The sequence below is a fragment of the Mesorhizobium sp. M0771 genome (genome assembly GCF_040320155.1).
Taxonomy (GTDB): Bacteria; Pseudomonadota; Alphaproteobacteria; order Rhizobiales; family Rhizobiaceae; genus Mesorhizobium.
Map to the genome: position 1 here is coordinate 18776 of NZ_JAMYPC010000001.1, position 14582 is coordinate 33357.

The 14582-nt window shown below is 58.8% G+C and carries 12 protein-coding genes; 3 read left to right on the plus strand and 9 right to left on the minus strand.

Annotation, left to right across the window (positions count from 1 at the left end):
• Positions 1–18: 18 nt before the first annotated feature.
• The 8 genes from NKI05_RS00095 to NKI05_RS00130 all read right to left on the minus strand — a co-directional run bounded on the left by NKI05_RS00095 (position 19) and on the right by NKI05_RS00130 (position 9221).
• Entirely contained in the window at positions 19–1731 is a 1713-nt protein-coding gene (locus NKI05_RS00095; RefSeq protein WP_023815059.1) for a type I secretion system permease/ATPase, read from the minus strand.
• A 334-nt stretch (positions 1732–2065) separates the two neighbouring features.
• Entirely contained in the window at positions 2066–2980 is a 915-nt protein-coding gene (locus NKI05_RS00100) for a class I SAM-dependent methyltransferase (RefSeq protein ID WP_245261791.1), read from the minus strand.
• 71 nt (positions 2981–3051) lie between these two features.
• Positions 3052–4311 carry a polysaccharide biosynthesis/export family protein gene (locus tag NKI05_RS00105; RefSeq protein ID WP_023815058.1) on the minus strand — a complete coding sequence of 420 codons (1260 nt, stop codon included), beginning with the start codon at positions 4309–4311 and terminating at the stop codon, positions 3052–3054.
• Positions 4298–5575 carry a hypothetical protein gene (locus NKI05_RS00110; RefSeq protein ID WP_023815057.1) on the minus strand — a complete coding sequence of 426 codons (1278 nt, stop codon included), beginning with the start codon at positions 5573–5575 and terminating at the stop codon, positions 4298–4300. The genes NKI05_RS00105 and NKI05_RS00110 overlap by 14 nt, the downstream gene beginning before the upstream one ends.
• Positions 5572–6576 carry an SDR family NAD(P)-dependent oxidoreductase gene (locus NKI05_RS00115; RefSeq protein WP_023681044.1) on the minus strand — a complete coding sequence of 335 codons (1005 nt, stop codon included), beginning with the start codon at positions 6574–6576 and terminating at the stop codon, positions 5572–5574. The genes NKI05_RS00110 and NKI05_RS00115 overlap by 4 nt, the downstream gene beginning before the upstream one ends.
• Positions 6577–6620: 44 nt before the next feature.
• The gene (locus NKI05_RS00120) at positions 6621–7295 is read right to left on the minus strand and encodes a sugar transferase (protein WP_023681043.1); all 675 of its coding nucleotides are present in this window, start codon (positions 7293–7295) and stop codon (positions 6621–6623) included.
• The gene (locus NKI05_RS00125; protein WP_023681042.1) at positions 7292–8443 is read right to left on the minus strand and encodes a DegT/DnrJ/EryC1/StrS family aminotransferase; all 1152 of its coding nucleotides are present in this window, start codon (positions 8441–8443) and stop codon (positions 7292–7294) included. Before NKI05_RS00125 ends, NKI05_RS00120 begins: the two co-directional genes overlap by 4 nt.
• A 49-nt stretch (positions 8444–8492) precedes the next feature.
• Positions 8493–9221, minus strand: a complete 729-nt coding sequence (locus tag NKI05_RS00130; protein ID WP_023681041.1) for a nucleotidyltransferase family protein — start codon at positions 9219–9221, stop codon at positions 8493–8495.
• 633 nt (positions 9222–9854) lie between these two features.
• Here NKI05_RS00130 and NKI05_RS00135 point away from each other — a divergent pair.
• Positions 9855–10532 (plus strand): LuxR C-terminal-related transcriptional regulator, encoded by a 678-nt coding sequence (locus tag NKI05_RS00135; RefSeq protein ID WP_023681040.1) that lies wholly within the window; start codon positions 9855–9857, stop codon positions 10530–10532.
• Between the two features lie 96 nt (positions 10533–10628).
• Here NKI05_RS00135 and NKI05_RS00140 read toward each other — a convergent pair whose 3' ends face one another.
• The gene (locus NKI05_RS00140) at positions 10629–12347 is read right to left on the minus strand and encodes a sensor histidine kinase (RefSeq protein ID WP_023689782.1); all 1719 of its coding nucleotides are present in this window, start codon (positions 12345–12347) and stop codon (positions 10629–10631) included.
• Between the two features lie 254 nt (positions 12348–12601).
• On the opposite strand from NKI05_RS00140, the gene NKI05_RS00145 reads away from it, so the two are divergent.
• Complete coding sequence (locus NKI05_RS00145; protein WP_023689781.1) at positions 12602–13279, plus strand: helix-turn-helix transcriptional regulator; 678 nt, start codon at positions 12602–12604, stop codon at positions 13277–13279.
• Between the two features lie 159 nt (positions 13280–13438).
• Positions 13439–14575: an NAD-dependent epimerase/dehydratase family protein gene (locus NKI05_RS00150; RefSeq protein WP_023670899.1), complete on the plus strand. Its 1137-nt coding sequence runs from the start codon at positions 13439–13441 to the stop codon at positions 14573–14575.
• Positions 14576–14582 lie beyond the last annotated feature (7 nt).

Below are 14582 nucleotides of genomic sequence, written 5' to 3' on the forward strand. Positions count from 1 at the left end.
CAGACAAAAAAATATCCCTCATGCATGACCGCTCACCCCTTTGTGCATCGCGACGGCCGCTGCCGGGCGTTCAACAGGCGCAGCAAAGGGGCGGATGACGTTGGCCAGGACCTCCTCGCGTGAGCCGAAGGCGTGAAGCATCCCATTGGACATTACGAGTACCCTGTCGATGTTGGTAAGGGCAGAAGGACGGTGCGCAACTACGATGACGATGCCTCCACGTCTGCGCACTGCCAGGATCGCGCCGGCCAAGGCGGTATCGCCATCGACGTCCAGATTTGAATTCGGCTCGTCCAGAACGACGAGAAACGGATCGCCGTAAAGTGCCCTGGCAAGCCCTACGAGTTGCCGCTGTCCAGCCGACAACGCTGTTCCTCCCTCGCCCATGCGAGTTTGAAAACCGTTCGGCAATCGCAGGATCATTTTGTCGACGCCCGCTGCCTTGGCAGCTGCAAGCACGCCCTTGGCGTCGCCCTTCCCGCCAAATCGCGAAATGTTATCGGCAACCGTTCCATCAAACAGTTCGACGTCCTGGGGCAGGTAGCCAATATGTGCGCCAAGACGTTCTTGGTCCCATTGGTCAAGCGAGGCGTCGTCCAGCCTCACCGTGCCGCGAAGTGGCTGCCAGACGCCCACCAGCGCGCGCACAAGCGTGCTTTTGCCAGAACCGCTCGGGCCGACAACGGCCATTCCCGTCCCTGCAGCCAGGCGGAAGCTGACATTGGCTACCGTCGGTTTTTGCTGGCCCGGTGGCGCTATAGTCAGGTCCTCGACCGCAAGCTCCGCTTGGGGGCGCGGAAGTTCCATATGTTCGTCCCGGTCAGGAAAAGCGGCCAGGGCCGTTGCCAGTTGCGAATAGCTTTGCCGGAACGCGGCGAAGCCTCGCCAGTTCGCGATAGCGGCGTCAACAGGAGCCAATGAGCGGCCCAGCAAGATGGAGGATGCGATGATCACACCTGGCGAGGCTTCGCCTCCTATCACCAGGTAGGCACCCAGTCCAAGAACGCAGGACTGCAAGGCCAAACGCAGTGCCCTAGAGAGTGCCCCGGTGGCGCCGACGACGTCGGAAAGCCTCTCTTGGTGCCGCAGATATGCGTTATTGATCTCGCCCCAGCGGTGGGCAAGCCGTGCGGAAAGGCCCATCGCGCGTACGACTTCCGCGTTGCGGCGTCCGGATTCGGCGAGATTGCGTTGCGACACCAGCGTCTCGGACGCGCGTGTCACCGATGTGCGGCCAAGAACTTCCGCCATGACCGTGAGCAGCACGACAATGATCGCACCGCTTGTGGACAACAGACCGAGCGCAGGATGCAGGAAATAGATGATCAGCAGGTAAAATGGAATCCACGGAGCGTCGAATATAACAGTCGGCCCCATTCCGGAAAGGAAGCCGCGTAACTGATCGAGATCACGGAGGGGCTGTATCCGGTTCGCATCCTGCCCGCCAATGAGCGGCAAGGACAGCGAGAGGCCGAACACCCTCTGCTTCAAATTCCTATGGACACGATTGCCCACTCGAACCAGCAGGCGCAGGCGCACGAAATCCAGCAGCCCGTAGACCGCGTAAAGACCCAGCATTCCGATCGTGAACCCGACAAGCGTCGGAACGCTCTGCGAAGGTAAAACGCGATCGTAAATTTGCAGCATATAGACCGAGCCGGTCAGGGCGAGAAGGTTTATGACTGCCGAGAAGACGCCGACGCCCACCAGGCCAGGCACGGTCCCAAGCATTGCGCCTCGCAGATCCGACGAACTCCTTCCACCAGGGTTCATAGGTTTCGACCTCCCGTGAGAGATCGTTGCGCAAGCTCACTGGCCCCACTGGGCACCGACAATCTCTTGCTGTTCAGGAGCGTATCCCCTTGGCTTTCTAATATTACGCCCCACTAACATGCTTGGACTTTAGTCAAAATGTAGCAAAATCGTGGCGCTGCCCTCAGAAACCCGGAACCCACATGTTAAATCGGGGGAAAACTGCCGTTCCATGGTATTTGGGCGGGGCTTCATGCCGGGCGGAGCGGCCCAAGAAAACCGCCCCCTGCTTTTTTCGGGGCACTTTCGCGCTTTAGCGCTTCCTCGCAACAACTACGAAGTGTTGCGCCATCTGGCCAGGAACGCAAAGCGTTCTGCAGGCCTTCTCGACAGGCTGCATCATCATTTCACAGAACCCTGGCAACAGATTTCCCGGCCGAGGCAGGTAACCGTACGGTATCGTCTGCTCGACGGTGAATCCCGAGGCAGCCAGGAGGGCCTTGAACCTCGCTGCGCTCAGCGTGTTGCGAATTGTGCGTCCAGACGCTCGATTGAGCAGCCGGCACGCCAGGCCGACGGGCGACGTCGCATTCATGTGAACGTTGCACACAAGCCGCCCGCCATCTTTCAGGTGCTCATTGATCGCCTTCAGTGCATGCCATTTCAGTTCATCCTCTGCGTTCAGGAAAAAACGAAATGCCGTTACCACATCGAACGTCATACCGAGCTGCTCCCTTGTCAGGTCGACGTGACGCAAACTCACATTGGGCGGTACTTGCGCGCTGTCGAGCATCGTTCTGGAAACGTCGGCGCCAACCACCTCGCTGAAGAGGCCGGCGGCTACCTCGGCGATGCGGCCTGTTCCGCATGCGAAATCGAGGCAGTTTCGGCTAGCTCCGCTCAAGGGGCGAAGAACGTCGAGGATCAGCGGCTTTTCGATGTTCTCCCAAAGCGCGCCATAATAGCCGGACCTGTGTGTTTTGTTGTAATGTTGGCCGTAGCCGGGCGCGCAATGGCTGGTCCTGTAGCCGTCCGACACGAAGCCGCCCTGCGCATTGCTCTCCTTGCTAGACGTAAATTCCTGCCAATTTCCGGACTCACCGGCGCGCGACCTGGACCGCACAATTCGCGCTGACGGCATATGGAAAGCATAACTTGACGACTGCGTCACCTGATCCGCGTTCGTTGAGGGTGTCAGGGTCGCTCCCTGGTTGAAAATGCGCCTCACCTTGGATCTCCGTTCAGTTGGGTTCGCCCCCCGATAGAACAGTAAGCTCCGCACGGACTGCGGCTGACGCCCTATTGGACTGCCACACTTTGCAGTTCACTGCTGAATCTGGCTTCGACAGTATCCCCCGGCAGCACAATCGCATCTTCGTCAACCAACAGCTTGCGCCATTCATTGCCGATCTTGCGTACGATGGTCACCTGGGCCCGTACCGTTTCGCCGGCAATCGGCAATGGCTGTGTGGATGCTCCGGTCGGCTGCAGCTTCTCGCTGGCGGCATGGAGCCTGGCGGTGACATCCGCCAGCCGGGCGTTGGTGTCCTTCAGATCCGTCAGCAGGCCAATCCTCCTTTGATTGTCGTTGCGTTCGTGCTGTCTGACAAAGTCCTCCTGCTGGCGCCGCGCCCTCATCAGTTCGACCGAGGTTTGAAGCGCGCCGCTTGAAGATAAAAGCAACGCGCGCCTGACATCCGCGAGCCGGGTGTTGGTCAGATTGCCTGCATCGAATGCCTTCGTCACTCGCGCCAAATCTTGCTCATCCGCCTTCACGCTCTCGCCCTCGACTCGTTCGCGTTTCTGCAAAACGCCAATTTGCTCGGCAGCGTCCGTCCGGCCCTTCTCCAGAAAATCCTGCTCTTGCCGGAAATCACTCAGCGCAACCTTTAGCGCCTCTGCTTCAGCCTGAGCCATCGCGGCTACAACGCTCGGCGAAAGAGGTGATCCCTGTGGTGTCTTCTTGTCGAAATCCGCCTGGCCCTGAAGCTCGGCGCGAATGCGGGCAGCGTGAAGGTATTCTTTCGTGTAATCTCCCCAGAGCATTTCGTAATCGCGCTTGAGATCGACCGGATCAGGCCCGGCCTGGCCCGCCCGTGATCGCAAAAAACTGAAGCCGCCGGAAACGGCCAGCGCCTGCCGTACAGTCATGAGCGGACGGTAGGCCTGTTGTCCTGGGGTGAGCACATCGCCCGTTACATAGATCGGGCGATAGTCCGCTATGATTGCTGTGACATCGTCGGGCTCGACAGTAACTGTCTGCTCCCGCCCGTCAGTCAGACGCACGTGAAAAATCTTGCTTGGCAAGAGCTCTTGCATGCGCCTTTGCAATTGAGACGCCGTCAGGCCTGCGACCATGATCATCCCCGCCTCCGGAAGGGCAATATTGCCATCCATCTGGACTACGGCGCGCTGCGTCCGATCAGGGATCGGCGCTATTCCTATCTCGACCGTATCGCCAGGTGAGAGTTGATAGGGCTCGACCTCGCCTGCGCAAGCCATCGAGGTTAGCGACATCATCACGACTGCGCCAAGAACGTATCGTCTACTGAAGGTCATTTGCGACAATCTCCTTCCGGTCGAACACCGGCTTCAAAGGCCATTCAACACGAGTAACGAAATCGTATACCGGGCCACCGGGCACGCCCCAGTTGCTGGACCAGACCACCTGGGTGCCGTCTGGAGACGGAGAGGCATGCGTCTCGCTCCAGTAGTCGAAGGGCGCGTTGTGCGTGTCTGCGACACGGCGGACCTCTCCACTGCCGTCTAGACGCAGCGCAATGACTTGCTGAGCGTAAGGCGCCCAATCGGGGTGCTGCGATAGTTCGGCTGGCGTGCCGCCATAACTCAGAAACACCCAGCCGGGCCTGCCGAGCGACCTGAGTGACGCATGCATGGCCTCGCCATATTTCATCAGCGAGGTAGCCTTGCCATCAGCCAAGCGGCGCTTGATCACCTGATATTTGTCAGGATCCGATTTGCTGATCCCGACATAGATTTCGCTTCCGTCGGAATCGACCGTCATGTCGCCATGGCCTGGTCGATGGTGCTCCATCCACTTCTGGCGCAATATGCCGTCTATGGAGAAGACGAAACTCGCTTCGATTCCGTCCGGTAATTGCTGGGAACACAATATGTTGATTCCGAGTGGTGAGATTGAGCAGGAGCCGGTTGTTCCCGGGAATTCGGCAAGATCGATATCCGGGAATTTCTGCCGTAGCTTGAGATCGTAGGCAAAGACCACCGCTCGGCCGTCATTGTTCGTTGCACGCACCGCAATCCGGCTGCCGTCGCGGCTCGGATTGCCTTTGTTGGGTCCAAATTTGAGGTTGGAGTACGCTCCGGAGGCGAACACGACGTCCTCATGATCGGTACGTGGGGCCCATGTCGCAATCTGCCGGCCCCCGACGCAGATCATCAACTCGGGATCGGTGGGATGCCATTCGCATTCGGTCGCGCGGTTGCGGTGGAACAAAGGCAAGTAGGTTTGTCCGTCGAGAAAGCACAGGCCACCGCAGCCATTGGCGATCAGGAGCAGGCTCTGGTCGGCATTCCAAGCCTGTGCGCTTGAGTAACGGTGGGTGCAGTACTTCTTCCCGCATACACCCGCCCGGCCGAGAACGCCCGGTCTGGTGATCCGTGCGAAAACCATGCCAGACCAAGGATCCCTTGTTTGGCGCACATAGCCCGGCAGGTTGTTCACGACCGCTGTGGCCGCCACCTCCGCTGCCTTGCTTTGACGGCCGCCGGCAACGTTGATGTTGGGAGATATGGCACCGGCAGCCAGCAACAGCGCCAACGCATGACGGCCGCCCAGGGTCATGTCATGTAACCCACTTCGCGCCGTACCCGGCCTTCACTAAGGCGCTCGCGCCACCACGTGATTGTTCGCTCCAGCCCATCGCGCAGGCTGGTCTGTGTCCGCCATCCAGTCTCACGTTCAAAGCGCGAGGAATCGGCGAGCAAGGCGCGAACTTCGGAATTTTGCGGCCTCAGGCGGCTTTCATCACGACGGACCGGCTTTTTGCAATCGGTCAACTCAAGAACAATGGCCAATACGTCCGAGACGGTCGCAGCGCGTTGGCTGCCAGCGTTGTAGGCGTGGCCGAACTCGAGCTGGGCGAGACCTGCGGTCAGGAACGCTGTCGCGGTGTCTTCGACATAGGTCAGGTCGCGGATCGGGCTGGTATCCCCGACCATGATCGCAGGACATTTCGGGTCGAGGACTTGCCGGATAATGGTCGGCACGATGGCGCGCTCACTCTGGCGCGGGCCATACGTGTTGAAGGGTCGCATGATGACCACAGGGACATCGAACGACCTGGCGTAGGACTCCGCCATCATGTCGGCGCCGATTTTGGATGCCGAATATGGTGACTGTCCCTGCAGGGGGTGTGTTTCGCCGATCGGCATGGTTTGGGCAGTTCCATAGACCTCGCTCGTCGAGGTATGGATCACCCGCTCCGTCTCCCATAGGCGCGCCGCTTCGAGGACATTCACCGTGCCCAGGATGTTGGTTTCCACATAGGACTGGGCAGCGGCGTAGGAGTATGGAATCGCAATAAGCGCCGCCAGATGAAAAACCGCGGCTTGGCCGCGCATGATCCGGTTAAGGAACGCACTGTCGCGGACGTCACCACGGACGAGCCTCAACTGGCTGCGGATGGTGTCCGGCAGATCGTCTAGCCATCCATGGCTGTCAAAGGAATTGTAAAGGGCAAGGGCTGTGACATCTGCCCCGTTGCGAACAAGCGCCTCCGTGACATGCGAACCGATGAATCCGTCCGCGCCGGTCACCAGGACTTTCTTTCCATTGTAGCTCATCACTGCGCATTCCCTTGGCTGTTTGGAACGCTTCCCTTGGATATTCAAACGTCGATCGGCGGTACCGGAACCCAACCGACCACTGCCAGCACTCCCCGCACCATCCACGCGAGGTCGGAGACGATGGTGCGTCGCGGATAATACGAGAGGTCCAGTGTTGCCTTGGCGGGGAACATGACCTCCCGGTAGAACACGATCGGATCCACGGATTGGGGGAAGTAATGTGCTTCGTGCCGAAAAACGACCTGGGCTGGACCCAGCAGGCCTGGCTTGTATTGCAGCACGGCCCTAAGCTCGCCCCGGAAACAATCGGCGAAAGCCAGGCTCTCGGGTCGTGGACCGACGATCGCCATTTCGCCTTTGAGGACATTCCACAGCTGCGGTAGTTCGTCCAGCTTCGTCGCTGCGAGAAAGCGGCCAACGGTGGTCATGCGTGTATCGCCCACGACCGTCAGCGCAAGGCCTTGAGAGCCGCAGTTCACACCGAATTTGCGAAATTTGTACATGCGGAAGGTTCGGCCGCCGGCCCCGATGCGGGTCTGAGCGAACAAGATCGAGCCACCGCCCTCGAGCAGAAGCGCTCCGGCGATCAGCAGCATCAATGGCGCCAATGCGACGGTAGCGATGCCCGCCACCGCAAGATCGATTGCGCGTCTCGCAAAGCCGTGATCAGGATTTGGAACGAACATCCGGTGAAAGGCAGGGTCTAACGCATTCATGCAGCAGTTCCTCTTTGGGCGCCTGCTTTGAGCGCGCCTGTTTTGAGCGCGGCTGCCAGGGCAGCCACGACTGATTCGGCGGCGGCGGAAGTGATCTGGGGGTGCAGCGGAATTGTGAGCTCTCGCTCAGCGAAATCCTCTGTTCGGGGCAAACTCACGCCGGGAAAGCGCTCGCGGTAGAACGTCATTTGGTGCACCGGCGGGTAGTGGATGGTGGTCTGTATGCCCTGTGTCCGCAGCTCGTCGATGACATCCTGCCGGCTCGCGTAGCGCGGCAGGACGATCGGCATGATGTGGTAAGCCGACGTCCGGGGTTCGCTAAATGGAATGACAATGGCTGGGCAACGGTCCGCGATCAGGCGTCGGTACAAGACAGCTATGATACGCCTGATTTCGTTCCACTCTTGCAGGTTCTGCAACTGAACCAGCCCTATTGCCGCTCGCATCTCGTCCATTCGGTAGTTGAACCCGAGCATCGTGACATCATATTGCGGCGTACGACTGTTCAGCCGCTGATGCGTCCCCGTGGTCATTCCGTGCCCGCGGGCCAGGCGAACCCTGTCGAGCAGATCGGGGTCACGTGCGATCACGGCGCCCCCTTCGGCCGTTGTCATGTTCTTGTTGCCATAGAAGCTGAACGCGGCCGCGGCGCCGAATGTCCCGACTTCCCTAAGCCCGGGCGCGTGCGCAGCGTCCTCGATGATATGCAGCCCGCGAAGCCGGGCGAACCGCTGCCATTGTTCCCGATCGGGGAGATACCCGGCGAAGTGAACGAGAATGACCGCTTTCGTGCGCGTCGTGCACCGCGCTTCGGCTTCCGCAACCGAGATCAACGGCACGTCGACGGACTCGATATCGACGAAGACCGGCGTCGCCCCTACATACAGCACCGCATTCGCCGTCGCCACGAACGTCAGCGAAGGAACCAGTACTTCGTCGCCAGGGCCGATGCCCAAAGCATGGAGGAGAAGATGGAGCGCTGCGGTGCAGGAACCAACCGCAACGCAATCTCGCGCGCCATGCATGCCGGCAAAGGCCTGTTCGAACTCTCGTACCCTGTCCCCCATCGTAAGCCAGCCGCTATCAATCACCTGCGACAGGGCTGCCTTCTCTGGCACGCCTAGGATCGGGGCGCTCACCAAGAGCATTTTGACCTCCTGAAAGCCTTGTTAGTGGCTAGACCTCTGCATCAGACTTTCATGCGGCTGCAGCGGCAGCCGCGACCTCGATTGAGGACGACTGATCTTCCCAGGCAATTGCCTGTGCATTCTGGAAGTCATCGACACGACCGATGTCGAGCCAAAGACCGTCATGCTTGTAAACATGCACGGTCGTGCCGCCCTGCATCATCTGCAGCATCAGGTCATCGAACCCAAATGGGATCCCGGACGGAATGAACCGCAGGACATCTGGGTTCATGCAGTAAATCCCCATGCTGACGAGATGGGAAAGCGTCGGCTTTTCCCGGAAGAGCTGGACGGTATTGTCGATCTCGTCGATGACCCCGAAGTCCATCTTGATATGACGGCACGCCGTGGCAATCGTAACGGGATCCCTATGCAAGCGGTGCGCGGCTACAAACCGGCTCAGGCTTAGATCTGTGAGGACATCGCCGTTCAGAACGACAAATGTTTCGTTCAGTTCATCCCTAATCAGAGAGAGAGGTCCGACGGTGCCGAGTGGCTCCATTTCCTGGGTATATTTGATCTTCAAGTTCCATTGCGATCCGTCGCCGCAGACGCTACGGATCAAATGTCCTAGATACCCTGTCGTAATATATACCTCTTCAATGCCGTTGCGCCGCAGCCACTTCAAAAGCAACTCAAGAACAGGCCGGGCCCCTATCGGCATTAATGGTTTCGGCAGGACCGATGTAAACGGTCGAAGGCGCGTACCCATCCCACCACATTGAATCACCGCTTTCATTCGATCCTCCTGATCTGCAGTTGGCTTTGTTCGGGATCGGTGTTCCATTGTCCGGCCAGGGCACCCCCTCAAATCCGGCCAAACCTCGGCGGCAATCCGAACATCATATGCGAAAAGGTATGTGACAGCCGGGGCGGCTGTCGTCGTGCATTCGAATGGTAGGGATTCAAAACGTTCAAGGTATTAGATGGCCACGAGATCAACAGCCTACAGAAGCGCGATTGGGCACTGATCATGACGCCGATAAAACGAAAGCAGTTGCTTTCAAGAAAGCTGCGATCCGCCAGGGCCGGACCGGCCTACAGGTCCGGCGACAGCGGGTGGCGACATAACAGATGCCACATGATTACGATGGTCCTGAACAGCTGGCTTGGACCCAGAGATGGGAAACCGGCATCGTTTTGCGGACAGGCACCGCACGCCAGGGTTAAAAATCTATGGATGAGCTTCGCAATTTAGTATTATATTAGACGTTCTGGATGTGCGTGGATGGGACGCTGCGGACATCACTGTGATGCGTTGACCAGTGGATGGCCGCCATTTTAGGACCACCACGGATTGTCGATCATAGGCGAATGGGAGGTTCCAGCGGGTTTTCTCGTCGGGAACCGAGTAACGCGTTGGGGTAGTTGCATGGCTCGGATCGTCATTGCCGACGATCACGGCTTATATCGGCGTGGTCTCCGGCTGGCACTCATGGCTGGAATTCCAAGCGCCGAAATATTCGAAGCTTCGTGTTTCGATGCCGCGGTCAATCTTTTAGAGGAGCAGGCGTCCATCGATCTTGCGATCCTCGATCTGAACATGCCTGGGCTGTTCCATCAGGAAGTGCTCAGCGACTTTATGGCTGCCTATCCTGACACTCGCTTTGCGATCGTTTCCGGGGATGATTCCCGCTCGGAGATACTGACCGCGCTTTCGATCGGACTTCACGGGTATATCGTCAAATCGCAGAGCGACGAAGAAGTCGTGCTGGCTGTAAACGAAATCCTCGCTGGCCGGATCTATGTGCCATCTCTCCTATCTCGAACGTCTGCCGACCAGAGATCGCATGCCCCCCCACCTCCGGTTCAAAATGCCAGCCGCCGGCACGAGGGCTCGGGCGACGTCGCTAGGCTGACGTCTAGACAGAAGGACGTCCTCAAGCTGATGGCAGAGGGGTACTCGAATAAGGAGATTGCCCGCAATCTGGACATTGCCGAGGCGACAACGAAAATCCATGCCGCAGCCGTGCTGCGTGAGCTTGGGGTTAGAAACCGTACCGAAGCAGCTGTGTTGCTCCAAAGCTGGCTTACGAGACAGGCGAGTTGACGCATGCCCCTCGAACCGGCCCGAGTTTGCTTGCAGGAAATCGCAGCAAAGGGCCCACACCATCGGTTAATTGGTCGGCTTCGACTTGGAGGGGCTCTATTGCAGTCCAAATTCCTCAATTTCTTTGCGCGATACACGCAGCGAATATCGAAGGCCATCTTCGGTTATTTCCATATTCGGGGAATGCCCGACAAGCGGCGTGCTGTCCACACCGATTATCAGTGACCCGAACCCGCGGCGTACGACTTTTGAACTCTTCCGTCGGCCCGATTCCACCCAATCGAACACGAGGTCGTCGCCTTCGTCCTCGGATGCAAATCGCCACTTAACTTCGACCTTGCCATTCGGGTCACCCAGCGCACCATGTTTCACCGAGTTTGTCGTCAACTCGTGAAGGATCATCGCCAAGCCCTCGGCGGCGCCGCTTGGCACAGTGAGGGAAGGTCCACTGATCGTAATGTCGCGTGTCTCCTTGAAGGGCTGCAATTCCCGGTCCACGAGTTCATGGAGCATCCCTGACAGGTTGGCATGACGAGAAAGGATGCGATGGGTCGCCTCCAGTGTTCGAATCCAATCGATCAACATCTCCTTGTATTTGGCAACATCATTGTCGGGAGTATCGATCATGTTGACCAGAGCTCTAATCACTGGAAACACATTGCTGAACCGATGGCGCTCTTCGCGCATTATGCGCTCGCGTCTCTTTACGGCGGCGCGAAGCAAAGTTGTTTGTCGACGTTCGGTCAGATCCGCCGCCACCCCGATGCGCATTTTGCGGTCGCCGTGCTCTTCCTGCCGTCCACGCAATGCAATCCAGCGTGTGTGACCATCCACTTGCCGGACGCGAATCTCGACGTCAAAGTTCAATGCCGATGAAGGCTTTGCCGAGGCGGACAACTTCGGCCAGTCGACGGGATGGATTACGGCCGAGAGTTCTTCCAAGCGGCGGACTGGGGCCGGAGGCAGACCAAGGATGTCCCAGAACTTGCCGGAGCCGGCGACTGTCCCATCCTCAATGTCTATTTGCCATGTGCCCAGGCGCCCGGCAGATACGGCGAGATCGAGCCATTCCTTCTGAGCCCGAAGGGCCTCGCGTGCCGCTTGTCGCTCGGAAATATCGTCAACCACCACGAATACGCTCTCATTTGGCGCCTCGTCCGGCCGCGACGAAGACAGGGCCAGGTGAGCCCAAAATGCCGTGCCATCCTTGCGCAAAACGCGGATATCCGTCGCCGACGCGGTCCCATTGCCCAAATCTTGCAAAAGCTTCCGCACAGTACCTCGATCGTCGGGGAAAATGAGTTCCTCCAGCTCCAGTTGGGCAAGTTCCTTGTGCGCGTAGCCGGTCATCTCCAAAAGCCGTCTGTTCGACTGCAGCAGTTCGCCATGGCGATTGGTATTAGCAAAGCCCAAGGCGGCAGCATCGATGGCAGCGAGCCTCGCTTCTGCCACCCTGAGCGCGCCGTGCAGATCTTGTCGCAGGCGGTGGAACACGGTTGCGATCAGGCTACCCGAACCCAGAAGGAAGACGGCCCCGGTCCAGTCTCGACCAGTGAGGTGACCGTCCAACAGGTGTCGCATCCACAAGCCGGCGACCGCCATCAGAAGCGTTGCTGCGATGGCAACAAAACGGCCCTCAAGATACACGATGACAACGGTTATGGGGATAAACGCAACAAGCGGCAACGGCTGGCCGCCATATACCGTACTTATCGCCTCGAATGCTATCGATGCTGCAAACACCAAAAGCGAAGCTAGATGAGCCCACGTAGTGCTCGACACATTCGATTTGAGCCAGCGCAGGTCCGAACCCATGCGCAAAGACTACAACTTTCGGTCTAGTCCGTCGAGACTAGGCCGAAGGGGTGGCACCTAATCCCAATGCCCGATTGCCATGACTTTGCCGGCGAATAAAATCATGGTGTCAGGAGCGCTCTTCAGAAAGATATATCCAAGAGACGCTGCGGAAAAACCATTCGCAGATTTCTCGCAGTATGTGGAAATTCAAGTTGAAGCAGCAACTTCATCAGATTTGATTTGCGTCAGTAGCAATGGGTTGGGTGGAAGCGATGACACTGATTGAAACGCGAAACGATGCGCTTGCAGGCAGGCAATACATTGTATTGAACGATACCCGCCACGAAAGGCCGATAAGCCTTGTGGACCGACCGGACGCAAGGGTCGGCGGATCTCGACGACGCAGCCTGGAATCCATCACCGGCATGCTTGATCGTATGGGTTGCGGCTATCTCGTCCTGGACCGAGACAAGAAAGTAATAGAATGGAACGCTGCCGCTCGGGACACCCTCGCACGCCAGGGCGAAGCAACTGATACAGCCGTCGAGCTTGCTGCCGGGTTGAGGCGGCTGGTCGCGAATGTTCCGGTCCACCTCCAGCCGGGCTCACTCTCATGGGTAGTGATCCACAGCAGAGGCGACAGGCCGGTGACCATGAACGAGACGGGCGTCGTTACACCGGACGGGACAACCGTCGTCGCATTGCTGGACCGGGATAACAAATCGGCGGCCAACCCTCGCACGTTGCAAAGGATGTTCGGTTTGACCAGCGCGGAAACGCAGTTGGCGCTACGCCTCGCCCATGGCGACGCGCCCCTGGAGATCGCCCGTAGCTGGCATCTCAGTCGCACGACTATTCGCTCTCAGCTCGCCTCGCTGTTCGCCAAGACCGACACGAGGCGTCAGGCGGAACTAGTGGCTCTTTTGGGGCGCATTTCGGTTTTGCCATGAGAAATCGACTGCTGTCTGCATCCGCTTTGATTCAGACAGCGGCGGCCCGCATTGAGCGCGCTGTCGCGTAGATCACAAGGCCGGCGGCGCCATTTCCGATCGTTCAAGCGCTGCCGAGATAGCGCGGAACGCGGAACCTGGAAACGGGAGTGACTTGCCATGGCCGAAGCAGATTCGAAGGTCAACAAGCTGGCGGATATCGTTCACGCGCTGCAGGATGGTGCTGCGTCGAACGTTACGCACACGGGGCCGATCATCGTCACGGGCGCCGCTGGGTTCATCGGATTTCATGTTGCGTCACGCCTTTTGCGGCTCGGCGCCGAGGTCATCGGCGTCGACAACTTCACGCCTTACTACGACCTGAAGCTGAAGGAGGCGCGATTTACACGGCTCTGCGCCGAGCCGAGGTTCACGCCGAAGCGCTTCGACCTGGCGGACCGGTCGCTGGTGAAAGCGCTGTTCTGCGAATTCCAGCCATCGCACTTCGTGCATCTGGCCGCCCAGGCCGGGGTGCGTCATTCGCTCGTCGACCCGCATGCCTATGTGGAGTCAAACATAGTCGCATTTCTCAACGTTCTGGAGGGCTGCCGACACGCGGGCGTCAGCCATCTCGTTTATGCCTCGTCGAGCTCCGTATATGGCGCCAATCGACGCATACCCTTTTCCGAGCATCATGGTGCCAATCATCCGGTGAGCTTCTACGCCGCCACCAAGGCCGCCAACGAATGCATGGCGCATTCCTACAGCCATCTGTTCGGCTTCCCCGTAACCGGACTGCGCTTCTTCACCGTCTATGGCCCCTGGGGCAGGCCCGACATGGCAGTCTATACTTTCACCCATGCCATCGCCGAGGGCCGAACGATCGAAATCGCCAATGCCGGGCGCGTATGGCGGGATTTTACCTATATCGACGACATCGTAGAGGGGGTTGTTCGCGTGCTCGCCAAACCACCGTGTCAGGATCCCGGTTGGGACGGTCGCGCTGCCGATCCTGCCACCAGTTCGGCGCCATATAGGCTCTACAATATCGGCAATGATCGGCCGGAAGAAATCAACCATCTGATCGCGCTCATCGAGACGGCCCTTGGTCGCCGCGCCGTTCGCGTCAACGTACCTTTACCGCCAGGTGACGTCCTGGAAACCCGCGCCGATGTCAGGGACCTCCGCCGCGCCGTTGGCTTCGCACCGGCGACAACACTGGAGGACGGCGTGCAACGTTTCGTGGAATGGTATCGGGAATTCCATGCACGCCCTGTGGGGCAGGTGCGACCAGCTGGCCTTCCGGCAACGGCATAGTGAGCAC

What these genes read in the sequence shown, in the direction of transcription:
- NKI05_RS00095 (WP_023815059.1), bottom strand. Translation starts at nt 1,731, where the DNA reads ATGCTTGGGACCGTGCCTGGCCTGGTGGGCGTCGGCGTCTTCTCGGCA.
- NKI05_RS00105 (WP_023815058.1), bottom strand. Translation starts at nt 4,311, where the DNA reads ATGACCTTCAGTAGACGATACGTTCTTGGCGCAGTCGTGATGATGTCG.
- NKI05_RS00110 (WP_023815057.1), bottom strand. Translation starts at nt 5,575, where the DNA reads ATGACCCTGGGCGGCCGTCATGCGTTGGCGCTGTTGCTGGCTGCCGGT.
- NKI05_RS00115 (WP_023681044.1), bottom strand. Translation starts at nt 6,576, where the DNA reads ATGAGCTACAATGGAAAGAAAGTCCTGGTGACCGGCGCGGACGGATTC.
- NKI05_RS00120 (WP_023681043.1), bottom strand. Translation starts at nt 7,295, where the DNA reads ATGAATGCGTTAGACCCTGCCTTTCACCGGATGTTCGTTCCAAATCCT.
- NKI05_RS00125 (WP_023681042.1), bottom strand. Translation starts at nt 8,443, where the DNA reads ATGCTCTTGGTGAGCGCCCCGATCCTAGGCGTGCCAGAGAAGGCAGCC.
- NKI05_RS00130 (WP_023681041.1), bottom strand. Translation starts at nt 9,221, where the DNA reads ATGAAAGCGGTGATTCAATGTGGTGGGATGGGTACGCGCCTTCGACCG.
- NKI05_RS00135 (WP_023681040.1), top strand. Translation starts at nt 9,855, where the DNA reads ATGGCTCGGATCGTCATTGCCGACGATCACGGCTTATATCGGCGTGGT.
- NKI05_RS00140 (WP_023689782.1), bottom strand. Translation starts at nt 12,347, where the DNA reads ATGGGTTCGGACCTGCGCTGGCTCAAATCGAATGTGTCGAGCACTACG.
- NKI05_RS00145 (WP_023689781.1), top strand. Translation starts at nt 12,602, where the DNA reads ATGACACTGATTGAAACGCGAAACGATGCGCTTGCAGGCAGGCAATAC.
- NKI05_RS00150 (WP_023670899.1), top strand. Translation starts at nt 13,439, where the DNA reads ATGGCCGAAGCAGATTCGAAGGTCAACAAGCTGGCGGATATCGTTCAC.